16 protein-coding genes and 1 pseudogene are annotated in these 17,826 nt (G+C 63.9%); 7 read left to right on the top strand and 10 right to left on the bottom strand.

The genetic code is table 11. The annotated features are described in order from the left end of the window. Positions 1 to 33: 33 nt before the first annotated feature. The 3 genes and pseudogenes from M0639_RS35225 to M0639_RS28580 form a co-directional block, all read right to left on the bottom strand. A pseudogene (locus tag M0639_RS35225) lies at positions 34 to 878 on the bottom strand (IS5 family transposase). Positions 879 to 1,023: 145 nt separating this feature from the next. Continuing rightward, positions 1,024 to 1,203 carry a hypothetical protein gene (locus M0639_RS28585; RefSeq protein WP_054800747.1) on the bottom strand — a complete coding sequence of 60 codons (180 nt, stop codon included), beginning with the start codon at positions 1,201 to 1,203 and terminating at the stop codon, positions 1,024 to 1,026. Positions 1,204 to 1,663: 460 nt separating this feature from the next. Continuing rightward, positions 1,664 to 2,110, bottom strand: coding sequence for a hypothetical protein (locus tag M0639_RS28580; protein ID WP_156525028.1), 447 nt, complete (start codon positions 2,108 to 2,110; stop codon positions 1,664 to 1,666). Positions 2,111 to 2,705: 595 nt separating this feature from the next. Here M0639_RS28580 and M0639_RS28575 point away from each other — a divergent pair. Both M0639_RS28575 and M0639_RS28570 read left to right on the top strand, forming a co-directional pair. Further along, the gene (locus M0639_RS28575) at positions 2,706 to 3,824 is read left to right on the top strand and encodes a phosphodiester glycosidase family protein (protein ID WP_197486165.1); all 1,119 of its coding nucleotides are present in this window, start codon (positions 2,706 to 2,708) and stop codon (positions 3,822 to 3,824) included. A 505-nt stretch (positions 3,825 to 4,329) separates the two neighbouring features. Beyond that, positions 4,330 to 5,622, top strand: coding sequence for an alpha/beta hydrolase (locus M0639_RS28570; protein WP_139799839.1), 1,293 nt, complete (start codon positions 4,330 to 4,332; stop codon positions 5,620 to 5,622). A gap of 434 nt (positions 5,623 to 6,056) precedes the next feature. Here the strand turns inward: M0639_RS28570 and M0639_RS28565 are convergent, their stop codons facing one another. Continuing rightward, positions 6,057 to 7,313: a COG4705 family protein gene (locus tag M0639_RS28565; RefSeq protein WP_064074364.1), complete on the bottom strand. Its 1,257-nt coding sequence runs from the start codon at positions 7,311 to 7,313 to the stop codon at positions 6,057 to 6,059. 145 nt (positions 7,314 to 7,458) lie between these two features. On the opposite strand from M0639_RS28565, the gene M0639_RS28560 reads away from it, so the two are divergent. From M0639_RS28560 to M0639_RS28550, 3 genes are all read left to right on the top strand, one after another. Continuing rightward, positions 7,459 to 8,373 (top strand): phosphatase PAP2 family protein, encoded by a 915-nt coding sequence (locus tag M0639_RS28560; RefSeq protein WP_231915167.1) that lies wholly within the window; start codon positions 7,459 to 7,461, stop codon positions 8,371 to 8,373. Then, positions 8,370 to 9,041, top strand: coding sequence for a DedA family protein (locus M0639_RS28555; protein WP_064074365.1), 672 nt, complete (start codon positions 8,370 to 8,372; stop codon positions 9,039 to 9,041). Before M0639_RS28560 ends, M0639_RS28555 begins: the two co-directional genes overlap by 4 nt. 109 nt (positions 9,042 to 9,150) lie before the next feature. Further along, complete coding sequence (locus M0639_RS28550; RefSeq protein ID WP_064074366.1) at positions 9,151 to 10,551, top strand: sensor histidine kinase; 1,401 nt, start codon at positions 9,151 to 9,153, stop codon at positions 10,549 to 10,551. A 229-nt stretch (positions 10,552 to 10,780) separates the two neighbouring features. Here M0639_RS28550 and M0639_RS28545 read toward each other — a convergent pair whose 3' ends face one another. From M0639_RS28545 to M0639_RS28530, 4 genes are all read right to left on the bottom strand, one after another. After that, the gene (locus tag M0639_RS28545; RefSeq protein ID WP_064074367.1) at positions 10,781 to 11,821 is read right to left on the bottom strand and encodes an ABC transporter ATP-binding protein; all 1,041 of its coding nucleotides are present in this window, start codon (positions 11,819 to 11,821) and stop codon (positions 10,781 to 10,783) included. After that, complete coding sequence (locus tag M0639_RS28540) at positions 11,818 to 13,332, bottom strand: ABC transporter permease (RefSeq protein ID WP_064074412.1); 1,515 nt, start codon at positions 13,330 to 13,332, stop codon at positions 11,818 to 11,820. The genes M0639_RS28545 and M0639_RS28540 overlap by 4 nt, the downstream gene beginning before the upstream one ends. A 71-nt stretch (positions 13,333 to 13,403) precedes the next feature. After that, positions 13,404 to 14,444: an iron ABC transporter substrate-binding protein gene (locus tag M0639_RS28535; RefSeq protein WP_064074368.1), complete on the bottom strand. Its 1,041-nt coding sequence runs from the start codon at positions 14,442 to 14,444 to the stop codon at positions 13,404 to 13,406. 396 nt (positions 14,445 to 14,840) lie between these two features. Next, a complete protein-coding gene (locus M0639_RS28530; RefSeq protein ID WP_139799840.1) occupies positions 14,841 to 15,284 on the bottom strand; it encodes a DUF1707 SHOCT-like domain-containing protein in 444 nt (147 codons plus the stop codon). A gap of 367 nt (positions 15,285 to 15,651) precedes the next feature. On the opposite strand from M0639_RS28530, the gene M0639_RS28525 reads away from it, so the two are divergent. Together M0639_RS28525 and M0639_RS28520 are read left to right on the top strand one after the other, a co-directional pair. Then, a complete protein-coding gene (locus M0639_RS28525; protein ID WP_064074370.1) occupies positions 15,652 to 16,224 on the top strand; it encodes a TIGR03086 family metal-binding protein in 573 nt (190 codons plus the stop codon). Between the two features lie 372 nt (positions 16,225 to 16,596). After that, positions 16,597 to 16,908, top strand: a complete 312-nt coding sequence (locus tag M0639_RS28520) for a hypothetical protein (RefSeq protein ID WP_064074371.1) — start codon at positions 16,597 to 16,599, stop codon at positions 16,906 to 16,908. Positions 16,909 to 16,975: 67 nt separating this feature from the next. On the opposite strand, the gene M0639_RS28515 is transcribed toward M0639_RS28520, so the two are convergent. Next, positions 16,976 to 17,458, bottom strand: coding sequence for a hypothetical protein (locus tag M0639_RS28515; protein WP_064074372.1), 483 nt, complete (start codon positions 17,456 to 17,458; stop codon positions 16,976 to 16,978). 96 nt (positions 17,459 to 17,554) lie between these two features. Continuing rightward, entirely contained in the window at positions 17,555 to 17,680 is a 126-nt protein-coding gene (locus tag M0639_RS34990) for a hypothetical protein (RefSeq protein WP_257217630.1), read from the bottom strand. Between the last annotated feature and the right edge of the window lie 146 nt (positions 17,681 to 17,826).

Raw genomic sequence — 17,826 nt, 5'->3', positions numbered from 1 at the left:
AGATGGAGCCAGATCCGGCCGCTCGGGGAAGGGTTAGGGCGTGTCTGACAAAGCGTGGGTCCAGGCGATTGCGGCGTGGATGAGGACGGCAGCTCGGTAGACGATCGCGTGTTTGTCGTAGCGGGTGGCGAGGCCTCGCCATTGCTTTGGTGTGGCAGAACCGGCGTTCGATTACGTTGCGGTTCTTGTGATCGGCGGCGTCGAGGACGACAGGCCTGCCGCCTCGCGGGCCGCGACGTTCGCGGTGCCCCTGCTGGTCTCTGGGTTCAGGGATGACGGCCTTGATGCCGCGCTCGCGCAGTTGCGTCCGGGTCGCGCGGGACGAGTACGCTTTGTCTCCGCGGACCGCATCCGGTCTCGTCCGCGGTCGCCCGATCTGCCGTCCGACGCGCAACTGCTCCGGAAGCGGCAACAGCATCGGAGAATCCCCGGCCTGGCCGGGAGTGATCAGCGTGATCAGAGGCAGCCCGTTGCCGTCGACGAGCTGATGGATCTTGGTCGACAACCCACCCCGCGAGCGGCCGATCCCGTGATCAGGCGGCTCGACCGCTGGATTCGTGTAGTTCGACCCATCCCCCTGTGGGGCGGATCGTGTTCGTCGCATGCTGATGCGCGCGAGTGATCGTCGAGTCCACCGACAGCGATCAATCGATCAGCCCCTCCGCGTCCGCCTGCGCGGTGAGCGTCGTCAGCACCTTGTCCCAGGTGCCCTCGACAGCCATCCGGTGATGCCAGGTCCACACCGTCTGCCACGGCCCGAACGACTCGGGAAGATCACGCCACGCGATCACGCGCCGATAGCGGTAGATGATCCCTCGAACCATCAACCGCGCATCCGAGAACTTCCTGCCCGGACGTCCCGTCGGCTTCGGGGGCATCCCTCGATCAACGTATCTCTGCAACAGCGTCGAGATAGGCGCGAGGTGTCGTCACGCGATTGCCCTTTCACTCCCAAGGCACGTGGGTGCCGGTGCTGGTGGCACCCCCGGGCCAGTTCCCGGATTGCAGGGCCGCTCGGGGGGCTCACATGACGTTGCTGGAGAAGTCGTTGCTGCCGGGTGTGGTCTTCGCGGGGTACGTGGCACGACCTTCGCGACGCAGCCGCCGCATCCTGCGGCCGAGCAGGAAGAAGACCAACGTGAACACGGCCAGGCCGCTGGCGGGGATCGCGACCGCCAGGAGCAGGCCTGCGTGTGCACTCACGGGGACCATCCTGCCTGTCGAATGCCCGCACCGGCTGCTGAGCGGCGGTGATGTTTCCAGATCGTCTGCCCACGGCCCGAATTCGGCAGGCACGGCACACCGACCCGGTACCGGTAGACGATGCCCCGACGACCCGGCGGTTGTTGCGGAACGGACGTCCACCCTGTTCGCTGACAGACGGCAGCAGGAGCTCGATGAACGCCTACTGGGCGTCGGACAGGTACTCGGTACGTGACACGCGGGCCTCGCCACCCGCTGCCGATCTCGACCGCCAACCCGAACCCGGTCTTCTTCTGCGGCAGGGAATGGCGATATCGCTTGTCGAAAGGCCGATGTTCGCGATGCCTTGCACCTGGCAAGGTTGCTCCGCCATCTCTTCGATCGCCGTAGTTGTCCTGTCTGACACAGCGATGACGCGTATGGACCTCCCCGAACCTACGGCTTCCGAGATGATCGTCCCTCAACATCCCCCTGGATCGCTGCCACCGAAGACGCCGACCTGGGTAATGGGTGCATCGAACACCGTCACGGAAACCGTTGGTGCATCCGCGCCGCCCCGCCAGTACCAACTGTGCATCCCCGCCGATTGCTTCGCGCCACACGGCATCATTCCGTCGATATCCTCCTCCAGGGGCAGGTGCGCTTCCATCCATCGCACCGCCTCGTCGAAGCTCATTCCAGGAAGGTCGAAGCTGATCGATTCGGCACCCATGTGCGTTGGATTGGTGGCGACTCCTGGCACCAAGATCCCGTATATGCCCGAGTCCTGCGTCTCGGGGGTCGCCAGGCGCGATGAGGGAGCGCTCGAGGTTGACGGCGCGGGGATCGTGGGTGCATCGCTCGATCCGCATCCGACCACCAGTGATGCACAGACCAAGACGAGTGCCGAGGCATAGGCCTTGTTCATCTCCACATCAAATCAGACCAGAAGCACGAAAACCGTTGTTTCGGACAGGCTGTGACGTGGTGAGCTGTCGGCTTGGCTCACCACTCGTCTCACCTCATCCGAAGGACGATGGTGCCTGGCAGGTGGTGCAGGTGTGATCACTGATCTCACCTCGCACGAAGCCCGAAGCAGGTGGTGCGCCAACCCTCTGAAATTGGGTGCACCACCCGCCAGCGGCTCATCCTCAGTGAGTTCGACGAACCATTGCCGACGCTACGCAGCTGCTTCTGAAGGAACGCTGAATGCCGGGGTGGGCGCGCAGTTCGATGGCACGGCACTTGGGTGAGGTCTCCGGTCCGGTCTGATGTCTTCTCCGTGCGTGATCCGTGGCGGTGCGAGGTCGGCGGAGATGGCTTCGTGGGCCCCTCGACGGCGCATGCGGTGGGGAGATCTTCAGCGAGGCTTCAGGTTGCCGGGCGCAGGATGAAAGGAGGCATCGGGGCAGTGAGGAACGGTGATGGTTGTCCTGTGTACGAGAGAGCGGTCGGGTGGAGCTACGCGACCGCGCGCGGGTCGGATCCGCCGGGCCGCGAGGATGACGGGCATCGTTTTCGCAGTGACGCTCGCGCTGATGTCGATGTCCTACGGCAGGGCGTTGCTCTCGCCCGGATATGCAACATGGACGGACAAGACGTCGACCTGGATCAGAGACAACGGCGGCGGACACCTTCTCGATGCCTACGAGAATTGGCGATATGCAAAGCCGCCGAGCGACAGTCAACCCGACTTGCATCAGTACGTTGTCCCAGTCGGGATCGCGGGTGGCTCCGATACGACGGCAATTCACCTACCGGTGCTTCCGTCGGAGCCTGGGCAAAGCGCACCGGTGTGGACCCCGGGGCGTGCAGACGTCCACGGGGTCGCCAGGTCGTACACGTCGGTGTTTCAACCCGATCCTGAACATCGCAGCGTCGTGGCCGGCGTTGCGATCGTTGCATATGCCGCGGTGAGCGCACATCTTGTGCCCGGCACGAGCCAACCCGGTGGTGATGCCCCGGGCGATGCGCACGTGCCAGCCACTGACATCCCGAGTTTGGTGGCCGTGTTCAACTCGGGATTCAAGATGAACGATATCGATGGCGGTTTCTACCTCGACGGGACCGAGTATCGGCCACTGCGTGATGGGCAGGCGTCCGCCGTTGTAGACAGTGCCGGCCATCTGAGAGTTGAACAATGGGGGCGTGACGACGCAATGGGACCCTCGATCAGCGCGGTTCGTCAAAATCTCGCGCTGATCGTCGATCACGGTGCGGCGGTGGAGGGTTTGGATGTCAACAGTGACAATCGGTGGGGCTCGGCACAGAATCAGCTGCAGTACACCCAGCGCTCGGCCCTCGGAACCACTGCGTCCGGTGATCTGATCTACATCGCCGGTGGCGCGATGAACTTGTCGACCCTTGCCCGCGCACTGGTGGACGCCGGCGCCGTCACCGGTATGGAACTCGACATCCATTCCGGGATGACGATGTACTCGTCGTGGGCGCCCGACATGTCGGGTGTGTTGGCTCCGACCACCCTGATGCCTGATATTCAACAAGACCCGAATCGGTATCTGGCGCCGGACCGTCGCGACTTTTTCTACATCACGCTGTCGGAGCCGACTCCGCAACAGTCTTCGGTCTTTTCGCCGGCGGTTCCTTCGATGACGACTGCGGCGAAGTTCGACGGGTCGTGAATGCCACCGGCGATACGTACCACGGACTCCGACGGCGAATTCAGCTCGGCGACGTACACGCGGTGCACCACGGCTTGCTGTCGACAGCGGGCTTCCGTCACCTCGAGAGCGATACGTTCGTGAAAAAAACAGGCCGCGTTGTCGTCCGCAGAGGTCGATTTCAGTGCGGTTCGATGAGTGCAACAATGGCCCCGTCGGGGCGATCTACGCGTGCTTTTGGCGCGGTGGTGGGCTCGACCCTCACCGATCGCGGCGCCGATTCGCTCCCGGTGACGGTGAAAGCTGTTGTGTCAGTGAGGGAACAGCATGTAGTGGCGGTCTGTTACCTTCCATGTTTCGATAGCTGTCTCACTTGTGGTTGCCAGCTCGGCGGCGCTCGGTCGCGGGGAGGGTTCCCGGCTGTCAGCGCTCCGCGCGGCGAATTCACGTTGCGGCGTCATGTCGGTGTCATCTACTTCGCTTACAGTGGTCGCCGCGAAGGGCTATCGGAACTGCAGGAGTGGTCGTGTTGCTGGACGTATCGCTGATCGACGGGCCGGTTCGAATGCTGATTCTCGCACTGGGTGCGTTCGCGTTGGCGTGGCTGCTGAGCGGACGTGGACGACGGTGGTGGCTCGCTCGTGTGCCGCTGAGCTTGGGGATCGGCGTTGTTGCGGCGATCGGGTTGTCGGTGGCGGTGAACAAGATCTGGAAGCCGTTTCCGGACGCTCTTCCTGCTGTTGCATTGTTGTGGGTGGGGATCCTCTTCGCGGCCGGCTCGCTCGCACTGCTTCGCCGAACCTCGTGGGCGGTGAAAGGTCTCGCGATGGTCGCGGTCGGTGCGATAGCGGTCTGCGGCGTGGCGCAGGTCAATCAAGAGTTCGGAACATACCCGACCATGCGGGGTGTTCTCGGCGTCAGCCTTGCGGACGAAATCGACTTCGACCACGTCCCCGGCCGCACCGAAAACCTCGTCACTGTGAATGCCGGTGCATCGCTCGATGCAGTGTGGTCACCGCCTTCGGACATGCCCGAGAACGGTGTGGTCACTACCGTCGAGATTCCGGGAATCGTCTCGGGATTCCGCGCCCGCGACGCCTGGATCTATCTTCCGCCGGCATACTTGAGCACCCCACGGGCGCAATTGCCGGTACTTGTCCTGGTGCCCGGCCAACCCGGAACTCCACGAGATTGGTTCGACGGTGGACGGTTGAACGAGGTGGCAGATGCCTACGCGCATGATCATTCCGGGTTGGCGCCTGTCGTCGTGGTGGCCGATTCTTTGGGCGATCAGTTCTCGCAACCTCTGTGCATGGACTCGCCGACGGCGAACGCCTTCACCTATCTCAGTGTCGACGTCCCCGTGTGGATCGAGACGAACTTGCAGGTCGATCCCGATCACGGGCACTGGGCAGTCGGAGGATTCTCCGCGGGCGGAACGTGTGCGCTTGTGCTGGGGGTGAACGCGCCTACGGTCTATCCGACTTTCGTGGACATCACCGGGGAGGATGAACCCAGCCTCGGCTCGCGTGAGCTGACCGTGGATCGCGTGTTCGACGGAAACGGTGACGCGTTCAGCAAATTCAACCCTCTCGATGTGCTCAACAGCGGAGACTTCAGGAGCAGTGCCGGCACAATCGTTGCGGGAGAGGAGGATCCGGATCTTCCCCAAGCTCGTCATGTGCTTGACGCGACTGCGGCTGCCGGTATGACGATTCGGTATCTCGAACTTCCCGGCGGGCACTCGTGGTACGTGTGGGGGCCAGGGCTGGAACAGTCCCTTCCGTGGCTGGCGACGCGTGTGGGTTTGACGGCCTGAACAATCGCGCGCCGCGAGAGAAGCCCGCCCGACCTTCGGCACCCGGGCGGGCTTCTGAGCAGGCGCGCATGCGTGTGAATGCGGAGCGCGACCGCCGTCGACAACGATGCCATTCTGCTCCTGAGAAAACCCTGAACGCCGTAGCCGTGCAACTGATCAGCACCATCTCTGGGAAGTTGCGCGCATTGATCGACAGCCCGTGAAATCAGCCGCTACGGACTATCCGGGTGTTCGCCGCACGACAAGGACAAGAGTCCTCATCGTGTGCGTATGAAACCATCAGTGACGCGTGCTAACCCCCGTCGGGACTGTCCTCGGGAGATCTCAAGCACCTCGGCTCCGCACTCACGCGGGAGACGTTGACGCGGAGCTTGTTTCACTGCGCTCTTGTGGACCGCCGACTGCGGGGTTACGCGTGTGCCGCATGTGGTCCTCTACTGAAGTTCGGTCAACAGTGCGGTGAGAGTTTGGGTTTCGTTTGCGGCATCGGGTGTGCTGGCCCGCACCGCTTTGAGGGCGCTGTCGATCCGGCCGTCGAGTGCGCCCCAAACGGTTGCGTCAAGGGGGCGCAGGGATGTTTCGTCGTCGTCCCATGCGGTTTCGAGGTCTTTGATCCGTGCAACCGCGCCGGTGTGGTCACCGGCTTGGACTTTCGTCAGTGTGTCCTGCGTGATGGTGCGGAAGGTGGCGATGTCTGTGGACGGGAAGCTGGCACTGGCCTGCCCTGGTGTGAGGGTCGCGCTCGCCGCGGCCGTGCCGGTTTCCTCTTCGCTCGCGAGGGCCTCGTGCGGCTGGGCGGAGGCCCACACGAGCAGTGCGCCGGCAGCGACGGCGACTCCGGCGTAATAGCCGAGCATGATCCGTTCGCGACCCCGAGGCGGTGTGCCGGCCGGCGGGCGTGGGATTTCGGGTTCGGTGACGAGGTCGCGGCGGGTAATCGTGAGGTAGACGACCGTGGCCACGATCGAGAGGAGGAAAATTGCGCTGGTGAGAGCCGTACCTGCACCGAGACCACGATCGGTGGACGAGGACGCCACCCAGTCGCCGAGGTTGGCGCCGAGCGGACGCGTCAGCACGTACGCGAGCCAGAAGGAGAGGACCGCGTTCGCGCCCAGCCGCCAGCCGATCACGATCAAGACGATCAACCCAGCAGGCAGCAGGACCGAGATGCCCGGCCCCCACCCGGTGATCTCGAGTGTCCAATCGCCCGCGGCGGTGCCGAGGGCGAACGTGACCAGAACGGCGAGCCAGTAGAACACTTCCCGCGGGAGCGAGACGATGCTGTGAATCGACAAGGTCCCTTCACGGGCGAACCAGACAGCGAAGACCACGGCCAGAGCCGCCGCGAAGACGCTCGTACTCACCGCAAGTGGCACACCCAGATCGTCGGTCAGGATGTCGGTGTAGAGCGTGCCGGCGACGCTGAGCACCACAACCGCCAGCCAGTAGACGAACGGCACGTAGCGGTTGAGGCGCAACTGCCACACCAGGACAACGGCAAGTACCACTGTGAAAATGAGTGCGGTCGCATTCAGTCCCAACCCCAGTGTCATGTTGATCCAGTCGGCGAAGCTCTCACCGACAGTCGTGCACAGGATCTTGATGATCCAGAACCAGACCGTGATCTCGGGGACCTTACTCAGCATCACTCGCTGAGTCGGGGCGGCTTCAGATCTCGTCGTCTCACTCACATCCCCGACCGTAGAGACACGATGCTGAAAACGCCCTGAGAGAGACCGAGCACCTGTTCGTGCCGACGGTCTTTCTCGGCAGGGAGGGCGTGATCGGCGTCCCATTCTCAGCGGCTCCACAGCTGCCGACTTCGATACTGATTGGGTGAAAGAAGTAGAACCACATCCGGTGTCCTCGGTGTCGGCGCACGGTGCCTCGGTCCGCGTGAACCTGGTCGGGAGGGCCCACGAATTGGTGTCCGGCGTACACCAAGGCGCGGCAGCCGCCATCGCTCTGATCGTGTTGGTCGGGGGAGTGGCACTGTTTTTGGGCGCCTCGCTCTGGCGGAGCCTGCCAGGAACTCACCGCTCGGCCGGAACGGCGCTCATCAGCCTGCAGAGCACCGGTTTGGCGGCGGCGTTCGTCGCGCTGGCCTATCAGGTAAAAGCGGGAGACTGGTTGACCAGCGCGGACCCGGCGGTCTTGGGGTGGTTCACCGAGCACCGCTCGGACTGGGTGACCGGGCCGGCCATCGCTGTTACCGACGCCGGCGGACCGGCGGGCACCATAGTCCTCGCGGTCGTGATCGGTGCGGTGCTGTCCAGGCGAGCCCGCTCGCCGATCCCCGCGCTGATTCTCATCGGGACCGTCGGTGCGGCCGCACTGGCTTCGACCGTGACGAAATCCGTTGTCGGGCGGTCACGTCCCCCGATCGCATCCCAGGTTCTGCTCGAGACTGACCATTCCTTTCCGTCCGGGCATGCGACAGGGGCAATGGCGTTGTTCATGACGGCCGCTCTCATGCTCGGGTATGCCTGGTCGCCGACCCGGCGCACGTTGTTGCTGGTGACGGTCGCAGCCGTGGCGGCAGTGGTGTCGGTAACTCGCCTGTACCTCGGTGAACACTGGCTCAGCGATGTGATCGGCGGCATGCTCCTCGGCGGCCTCGCCGCGGTGATCGGCGGTGCGATCTACACGATCTGGATGGCCCGCTCCCACGACCGGCGCACCGGAGCCTTGGACGCGACCGCCGCTGACCGGGGCCGCAACAACCCGACGACGATGGGACAACCGGCATGAGCGTGGCATTGGGACCTGGAATATTGGATGCGTCGACACTGCTGGGCACCCTCGGGCTGCTCGGCGTCCTCGGCGCCGTCGTCATCGAGACGGGCCTGCTCGTCGGCTTCTTCCTACCCGGCGACTCGTTGCTGTTCACTGCCGGAGTCTTCGCCGCGCAGCCGCATCCGTTCGCCCCGCTGTGGTTGCTGCTGCTCACCATCCCGATCGCTGCGATCGTCGGCGACCAACTCGGCTTCCTGATCGGAAGGAAGGCTGGGGCGGCAGTATTTCATCGTCCCAGTGCCAGACGGATCGGCCCGAAACAACTCGAACAGTCGAGGCGGTTCTTCGACCGCTACGGCCCGCGCACAATCCTGTTGGCCCGCTTCGTCCCCGTCGCCCGCACCATCGCGCCGGTCATGGCCGGCGCATCCGGGATGAAGTACCGTACCTTCGCCGTCTACAACGTCATCGGTGGCACCGTCTGGGGAATCGGGGTGCCGACACTGGGATACCTGCTCGGTGGAATCGGGTTCGTCCGCAGTCACATCGAAGTGATCCTGATCCTGATCGTGTTCCTCTCCGTCGCACCGCTGCTGATCAACGCTCTGCGGTCACGACAACAGAGAACAACCCCGCCGGCCCGCCGACCGGACAACGCCTCGACCGCAGACAGGGATCTGTGAACCCGTCCCAGAATTTGCGTTTCATGACCGCGCTGAACCGTCTGGTGTCCGCGGTTCGGACTGTTGTCATCGACGCCCCGGAGGGCCTGCGGTAGCGGATGATGAGCTCATGAGGTCGGTACCCGAATGGCTCAGACCTTCGATGTGGGGACTGGCAATCCGGTCCGCGCTCGCTGCCGCCGCCGTCGTGACCATCGCCTTGGCTGCAGGGGCGACGGCGCTGCTGTTCGTACTGGACCGGGCCCTGATCTCCACCCTCGACGACGCCGCGAGCACCCGAGCCCAGGACATCACCACCAGATTGCAGTTCGACCGGCCCGCCGACCTCGACAGTGAGCTGTTCGGCACCAATCAACGAATTACCCTCGTCCAAGTCATCGACCCGACAGGGCAGGTGGTGCGGACATCGGACCCCTACCCCGGCGCCCCGGCGACCGACGCGCGGCCACCTGCCGGAGGGTCGCCGGCACGAGGACTGTCCGGGCGGACTGACCATGGGACAGACCTACGGATCACCGCGCAGGGAGTCTCCAGCGGCGCAACCGATTACACCGTCATCGTCGCGGTGAGCGCAGAACCAGTGGAAGCCACAGTCGCCACCGTAGGCGGGCTCCTCGCCCTCGGCGGCCCGGTCATCGCCCTCGTCGCCGCAGTAGCGACCTACACACTGGTACGGCGATCGCTGCGATCGGTCGAACACATCCGCACTCAGGTCGCCGCCATTTCGAGTAGCGACCTCGGTGAACGGATTCCGGTGCCCACGCCCCGAGACGAGATCAGTGCGTTGGCCCGCACCATGAACGACATGCTCACCCGAATCGACGCCGGCCACACCGCGCAGCGCCGATTCGTCGCAGATGCATCCCACGAGCTACGCAACCCACTGGCCACCCTCACCCTTGCCTTGGAACTGGCTGACGCCCGCCCAGAACTGCTCGACGACGAACTCGTACGGGAAACCTTGCTGCCCGAGGTCACGCGCATGCATCTACTGGTCGACGACTTGCTGTTGCTCGCTCGCGCCGACGAGCACGGTCTACCCCTGCGGCTCTGCGAGGTGGATCTCGACGACGTGGTGGACGCAGAAGTCCGCCGCGTTCGCGGTGGGACCGAGAAGACGATCACGGCCGCGTTGAGCCCTGTACGGATTTGCGGTGACCGCACGCAGCTCGAGCATGTAGTGCGCAACCTCATCGACAATGCCGTCCGATTTGCTGCACAGACCGTGCACGCGCAAGTGATGCAGCGCGGAAACACCGCGCGGATCATCGTCTCCGACGACGGCCCGGGCGTCCCGCAGCCAGATCGTGACCGAGTCTTCGAACGGTTCGTGCGACTCGACAATTCCCGTGAACGCAACCTCGGCGGTTCCGGTCTCGGTTTGGCGATCGTCGCGGAAATCGTTTCCGCCCACCGAGGTTCGGTACGGATCGGCGACAGCGCGCAGGGTGGGTGTCAGGTCGTGGTCACGCTTGCGGCAAGTTCGGTGACCCCGGCCGAGTCGTTCTGATCCGAGGCCCGGCACCGCGAAAGTGTGTCGAGGGCGTGCGCACCGAGGGATGATTCTGTCTTCATGCTGGCTTCGCGACGTCGGATCGATCAGGCCGTCGATCGGACACCAGAGGTGGTGCCCGACGAGAACGAACCGGCACCCGGGCACGGCGCGCGAGACTACGCGCTGCGTCTTGCCGACGGTCAGAAGTTGTTGCCGTCCTCCGGACGCCTGATTCGTTCTTGTCTCAGGCCGGGTATGTCACGGCGGGGCCGACGACACGGATGCCGACGCGGTCCCCGGGGGTGAGAGCGGTGGCACCGAAGCGGCGAACCGTGACCCGTTCGGCGTCTGCTCCGCTTGCGGTGTCCAAGCGGATACCGAGCAGCATTTCCGATCCGAGGTATTCGATGTCGACTACCGTCCCGGCGATGCCAGCGCCGTCCGGGGTGAGTTCGATCTGCTCCGGCCGCACCATGATGCGGGCGTCGCCCTGGATGTCGGTCGAGGCCACAGCGATATCGCCGAGGGCAGAGTGGGCTGTGCCTTCCACGACCTGCGCCGACAGCACGACGGCGTCTCCGATGAACTGCGCGGTGGGGACATCGACGGGGGTGGAATAGATTTCGCGGGGGGTACCGATCTGCGCGAGGCGTCCGGCACTCATCACCGCCACACGATCAGCAAACGAGAGAGCCTCGGGCTGGTCGTGGGTGACGAGGATGGTGGTGATTCCGGCCTTCGCCAGGACATCTGCGACGATCCGCCGGGTAGTGGCCCGCAAGCCGGCGTCGAGCGCGGAGAACGGTTCGTCGAGCAGCATCAGTTCCGGTTCGCGGGCCAGTGCCCGCGCGAGCGCCACGCGCTGTTGCTGCCCACCGGAGAGCTGGTCGGGTCGACGGGTCGCATAGGAGCTATCGAGCGAAACCATCTCGAGCAATTCGGCGACCTTCGACGCGCTCCGATCACGGCGGGGCAGTCCGAACCCGATATTGGCGCCAACAGTGTTGTGCGGGAACAGCGCTCCGTCCTGGGCGACGTATCCCACCGACCGGCGGTGCGCGGGCGTCCACTTCCCGCCAGCGACGATACGGCCGGCAAGTGCGATAGTCCCGGCGTCCGGTCTCTCGAACCCGGCGATCAGGCGGAGCAACGTGGTCTTCCCGCAGCCTGACGGCCCGACAATAGCGGTGGTGGATCCGGCCTCGACGGCGAACGAGATCTGGCGGAGGACGGCCGCGGCGCCGAACCTCTTGTCGAGCCCTGCCACTTCGAGTGCGTTGGTCATAGTCCGGCTACCTTTTTCGACTGGGTGAAGAGTACGTAAGTCATGGGCAGCGACAGCACGATCATGATGAACGCATACGGTGCGGCGCCGGCGTAGTCGATCTCGCTGCTCAGCGACCAAAATTGCATGGACAGCGTGCGGGTGCCGGTCGGCGCCAGCAGGAGGGTGGCGGTCAGCTCGTTCACGATCCCCAAGAACACCAGCGCTCCACCCGCCGCCGTGGCTGGGGCCGCCAGCGGCAGCGTAACCCGGAAAAAGGCTGACAGTGGGGAGAGGCCGAGCGACTGCGCCGCCTCCTCCAGACCGATGGGCGCCTGCGCGAACCCCGTTCGCAGGTTCACCAGCGCGCGCGGCAAAAACAGCAGTGCGTAGGCCGCGATGACAACGGTGACCGTTTGGTAGAGCGGATGCAGGTAACGAATGGAGACGGTGACGAACGCCAGTGCCACCACGATTCCGGGAAGTGAGCTCGAGATGTACGTGCAGCCTTCCAGAAACCGGCTGAAACGCCCCCGGTGGCGAATCGAAATCCACGCGATCGGAAATGCGAGAACACACGTCACCACGGCGCCCGCGATGCCGAAGCCGACGGTTTGGACCAGCGCGGAGCCGACGGTATCGAGCTTCCAGACCGCCGCCCCGCCGATGACCAGCCAGCGTAGGACACTGATCACCGGGACGCCGACGGACAGAACGATCAGCACTCCGAGGAAGAGCAGGACGGCCAGCGAGTTCCCCCAGCCGAGTTCGGCGGGCACGGCGCGCCTGGCGGCTCCGGCGCCGATGCGGGCGTACCGCGCACTGCCCCGGACCACAGATTCGATCACCAGCAGCGTGAGGCAGAGCAGCACCAGCACACCAGCGAGCATGGTGGCCGCAGCTCCGTTGAACGTCGACTGGTATTGCTCGAAAATCGCGGTGGTGAACGTATCGAACCGGATGAAGACGAACGCACCGTACTCGGCGAGCAGGTGCAGCGAGACCAGCAACGCTCCGCCGGCGATGGCCAGCCGCAGCTGAGGCACCACGACGCGGAAGAACACTGCCCACGGCCCGGCACCAAGTGCACGCGCCGATTCTTCCACGGCCGGATCCAGCCGGCGAAGCGTCGCGGCCGTGGGGATGTACACGAGAGGGAAGTACGACAGGGTCGCGATGAGGACGCCCCCCTGCAAACCTCCCAGGGAGGGAACAGTGGTCACCCACGAGTAACTGTTCACGAACGCGGGAACGGCCAGGGGAGCTGCGAGGAGGACCGCCCAGACCTTCGCCCCGAACACCCGGGTGCGTTCGACGAGCCAGGCGGCGATTACACCGAGCACGATGCAGATCGGCACCGTGACCACGACCAGCAGCACCGTGTTGGCCAGCAATTCCCGGACCCGAGGTCGAAACAGCAACGCCGATGCGGTATCCCAACCCGTGTCGAAGCTTTCGACGATCACGTACCCGAGCGGGATGATCGATGCGGCCACAACGATGAGCGCGGCAACCGCCAAAGGGAGCGGCATCGGCGTTCGGGCGGTCAGGGGACGCACTGTGTGCGCGTGCCCCGACCGCCTCCGACCGATCAGTGCGAGATTCAGAGCAGGCCGGCTTCGGTCATCAGCTCGGTGACCTGCGGGCTGTTGAGCTTCGCAGGGTCGACCTGTGGGGCCTGGAGCTCGGCGAGGGGAACGAGCTTCGGGTTCGCCGCCACGCCGCTGCCCACCGTGTATTCGAACGATGTCCCGGTCTGCAGGACCTGTTGACCCTTTTGGCCGGAGACGAACTTGAGGAACTGTTGCGCCGCATCCTGTTTCGAGCTGGACTTCAGGACGCCACCACCGGAAACACTGACGAATGCACCGGGGTCCTCGTTCTTGAAGTAGTGGAGTGCGACGTTGTTGCTGTTCTCACCGGTCTTGGCCTGATCGCCGAACCAGTAGTAGTGGTAGATGAGACCGCCCGGGATCTCCCCCGCATTGACCGCCTTCATCACCGTGCTGTTGCCCTTGTAGGTGCGGACGTTGTCCTTCATTCCCGCCAGCCACTGCCGAGTGACATCCTCACCCTTGAGTTCGAGCAGTGCGCTGACGATCGCCTGGAAGTCGGCACCTGAGGGCGAAGCGGCCCACCGGTCCTTCCACGCGGGATCCTGCAGGTCGAGCAGCGACTTCGGCAGCTGCTCCTGTTTCAACATGTCCTTGTTGTATGCGAAGACGGTGGAACGGGCTGCGATGCCGGTCCACTTGCCACTCGACGGCCGGTACTGGCTCGGCACCTGATCGAGGACGTCCTGGTTGACGTCGGCGAACAGCCCGGCATTCTCGACGAGTGTCATAGCGGGGGAGTTCTCGGTGAGAAACACATCAGCCGGCGATCGGTCGCCTTCGGCCACGAGCTGGTTGCCGAGTTCGGTATCACTGCCGTTACGTAGCTCCACCTCGATTCCGGACTCCGCGGTGAAAGCATCGGCCCATTCCTGCGTCAGCGACTCGTGCTGCGCGTTGTACACGGTGATCTTGGTGGCTGCGCCCGGGTCCGTCCCGCCGTCCGAACCGGAATTCGAGCACCCCGAAATCGTCAGCACCGCTGCGGTGGCCAGTGCGACCCCCGACATCAGTCCGATTCGTATCCTCATCGATTGTCCTTCTTTACCGCAGCGGGACCTTTTCCAGCCGTCTCCAGGGGAATGATGGTACATACAGGATTGGCAAACCTAATGATCCGCTTCGTCGTTTGCCGCGTAGCGGCGGCGGGCGGGGGAGGGTCTCCCGGTGAGGTGGAAGGGGAAGATTCTGATGCGGAACCTGTGGTAGGCGGCGACGAAATCTATTACCCTTCTGTCACTGCAGCTTCGGAACATTCGTTGCAGGGGAACGGGTTCAGGCCGATCGCGGGTACGTGATCCGCTGCAGAGTGCGGTTGTCGCGGTGAAGTGCTCGCGTCTGTGACCGGGTTCTGGGCTGTGGCCAATATGTTCAGGCCATGTTTGATGGAAGTGAGTCGGGTTCGAATGACCGTGGCGCTGGAAGCGTCAGTTCGGTGTCAGATGAGTACCTGTCTTCTGAATATGCTCGTGCATGTCCGTTCCGGCGAAGGCGAGCAACACGCCGAGTGCAACCGCCAACGTGAGCACTGCCGCCGAGGTGATTCGAGGATGTTTCCGAGCCAGCGCCCCGCAGGCGACAAGCAGACCGACCAGGGCCGCCCAAATGGCGTGAACGTGGTCACCGAGTGTGCCGTCGACGACTGATGTGCGTTCTGGTGGCGTATCGGTGGGGAGGTCCCGCACCAGAAATTCGAGTTCGTGGCGAAATCGGCTGGCGTACAGCAGCTGTGAGCGTTCGTCCACCTCGGGGAGGGTGAGCATGCCGGCAGAAGCGGCGGTATGGAGGGCGGCGGCTGTCCGCTCGCGGTCGGCGTCCGAAGCTCGAATTCCGGGTGCGATAGGTGCGGACTGTGGGTCGGTGGTTCCCATGAAGTCTCCTGTGGTTGGCCGTGATCTGCACGCCACAGTGACCCGCCGCTGCTGAAGAAACACTGAAAGAGATCGCCAGCGCGGAGAAACGAGGTATTCGGTTCCGGCGGAATTCAGCGGTGTGCGTGAGTTACTGCGAATCGCGGCGGGGGACAGATTGACGGGCTCAGCGTGATTCACACACACGTTCCCATCGGATGCCGTTGCGGCCGTGTTCGGTCACGACGACGGGTACGGTGCTCATGGTCGGGTGGTGGGCGGACCGGCGACGGACGCGATAGTGGCCGCATTCTTAAACCCGAGATCCACCATGTCGCAACGAATCAGCAAATGTAATGCGGCGCAATTCAGAAGAACTGAGGACCAGATGACCCCCGAACAGACCCCAGCCGAGGAGTACCGCGAACTCGCCGGCCGCTTCACCGAACTCGTCGAAGGAGTACCCGATCAGGCAGCCTGGAACAGGGCCGCACCGGTCGAGGATTGGAACGCCCGCGACATTGTTCGCCACCTCGTCGAATGGTTTCCACCGTTCCTTCATGAAGGCGCCGGCATCACATTGCCCTCCGGTCCGGACGTCGATGACGACCCGGCAGCCGCGTGGCGCATCTTCAACGACGGTGTCCAAGCCGTTCTCGACGATCCGACTGCCGGGGACAAAGTCTTCTCCCACCCGAACACCGGTCAGGCACCCCTACCTCAGGCTGTGGCGCAGTTCTTCACCGCCGACGTGTTCATGCACAGCTGGGACCTGGCGCGCGCTACCGGTCAGGACGAGACCCTCGACCCTGAACGCTGCGCCATGATGCTCACGGGTATGGAGTCCTGGGATGAGGTGCTGCGGTCCAGCGGCCAGTACGGGCCACGGGTAAATGTGCCTGACGACTCCGACGTTCAGACTCGATTTCTGGCCTTCATCGGACGCGACCCACGACCGTGAGGCAACCCAGCGACTGGGGACGCCGGCCACCCGGATCATGTTGCTCTGCAACAGGAACCTTACGAAGCTTCGACCGCCGTGAACTCTCCCAGGAACAACGACCCGCGCGTGCTCGAACCTCTCCGCTGACGTCCCAGGCCGTGGTGACGTCCGGGGCGGAGCTTAAGGATCAGGATCCGGAGGGTGGTCAAGCGTCGCTGAACGCGTAGAGCAGCCCGCCGAGCATCTGAAATTGAACGCGTTGCATTGTGTGGGCGGCAGGGTCTTCGATTGTCGATCGAGGTCGTTGGTTTACCCGCAGCGATCGGCGCGGGACACATCGACTGATGTTGGGCGACAGCGAGAAAGCTCACCTTCCACGTTCGGCGATTCGTGGACGCGGCGGAACTGTACTGGGCAGATCCTCTGAAGCGGGTCGTCATGATCGTGGTCGTCGTTCTGGTGGCCTCGATCGGTGTGGCCTATCTGTGGTTCGCGTCCAAGTATCATTCGGTGACCTGGCCACTGCATACACCCGAGCGGATGAGAATGCACGGGCGCGACTACCAGCGCAACCTCTTCCCCCCGCTGGACGAAGTTCCGGAACCGGATCGGCAGTCGGAGATCAACACGATGATGCCCTTCGGCTATCCGGTCATCGGATACACCGGCTGCGAGACCAGCACCGTCATTTATCTGCCTTAGCGAGATGGCGAGTACTACGGCTACTCGCTGCAGGGAGGCCCCTGAGCCGCCGACCTGCCGTCGTCCGTCACTGGAGCGGACGCGTTACAAGGACCACGATTAGTGCGGCGAAGCCCACAGCGATGGCGACAGCATTCGTCATCGGTGGCAACAGCTTCCATTCATCCCAGGCACCGCTCCTTCGTGCGAATGCCAGCACCATCCGGACAATGCTCACGATGATGGCGACGCCGGTGAGGACGGGGACCACACTGAGCGCGAGGACGTGGCTCGTCGTTTCATCGAGCGCCCGCTGACACAAGGGTTCAAGCGGAGGAACGCGCCGCGGACCATAGGTGCTGTCCTCATCCGCCCAACGGGCGTGTGTGAAGTCGGGCTCGGCGACACTTCCGCACGGGTACGCCGCATCGCTGACGAGGCGAACGGTGACAGCGACAGGCTCGTGGAGTGCTTGGATCGGCCCCACGATGGAGGATCCGAGCAGTACGAGAAGTGTGATAAGCAGCAGGAATTCCGAGCCGAGCGAACGCATGTCCCGGGTAGAGGTCATGGCTGGCCATCGTGCCAGAAGCGAGCAACGATGCGGTTGATATTGTCGGCGGGGTGGTGCGATCTGTGGTCGCACGTTGGTTCCGCGGAGTTGTTCTCAGGGCCCGCCTTGGAGCGTGTACGGGACGAAGGTTCCGTTCTCCCCTCGCACGAGGATGGTGACGGGCTGATTAGTGGTGATGAGTTGCCCCGGCCGAACTGCGGCGTACAGAAACCCTGACATTCCGTGCCTCGTTCGTGGCTCCGTCGCTAACGGTTTCATCACGTCGAGTCCGGGGAGGAGGGGCAGTGTTGACCGACTGCTGTTGAATAGTTCTCAGCTGTCGAAAAAGGTCATCTTTGCCCGGAATTTCAGCGACAACTGTCGCG

Source organism: Rhodococcus qingshengii JCM 15477, from assembly GCF_023221595.1.
Taxonomy (GTDB): domain Bacteria; phylum Actinomycetota; class Actinomycetes; order Mycobacteriales; family Mycobacteriaceae; genus Rhodococcus_F; species Rhodococcus_F qingshengii.
Note: the sequence above shows the minus strand (reverse complement) of the source record. Positions and strands in the feature narration are given on the sequence as shown.

Coding starts and splice junctions, on each gene's coding strand:
- M0639_RS28580 (WP_156525028.1), bottom strand. CDS start 2,110: ATGAACAAGGCCTATGCCTCGGCACTCGTCTTGGTCTGTGCATCACTG.
- M0639_RS28535 (WP_064074368.1), bottom strand. CDS start 14,444: ATGAGGATACGAATCGGACTGATGTCGGGGGTCGCACTGGCCACCGCA.
- M0639_RS28515 (WP_064074372.1), bottom strand. CDS start 17,458: ATGACCTCTACCCGGGACATGCGTTCGCTCGGCTCGGAATTCCTGCTG.
- M0639_RS28525 (WP_064074370.1), top strand. CDS start 15,652: ATGACCCCCGAACAGACCCCAGCCGAGGAGTACCGCGAACTCGCCGGC.
- M0639_RS28545 (WP_064074367.1), bottom strand. CDS start 11,821: ATGACCAACGCACTCGAAGTGGCAGGGCTCGACAAGAGGTTCGGCGCC.
- M0639_RS28540 (WP_064074412.1), bottom strand. CDS start 13,332: ATGCCGCTCCCTTTGGCGGTTGCCGCGCTCATCGTTGTGGCCGCATCG.
- M0639_RS34990 (WP_257217630.1), bottom strand. CDS start 17,680: ATGTCAGGGTTTCTGTACGCCGCAGTTCGGCCGGGGCAACTCATCACC.
- M0639_RS28555 (WP_064074365.1), top strand. CDS start 8,370: ATGAGCGTGGCATTGGGACCTGGAATATTGGATGCGTCGACACTGCTG.
- M0639_RS28550 (WP_064074366.1), top strand. CDS start 9,151: ATGAGGTCGGTACCCGAATGGCTCAGACCTTCGATGTGGGGACTGGCA.
- M0639_RS28530 (WP_139799840.1), bottom strand. CDS start 15,284: ATGGGAACCACCGACCCACAGTCCGCACCTATCGCACCCGGAATTCGA.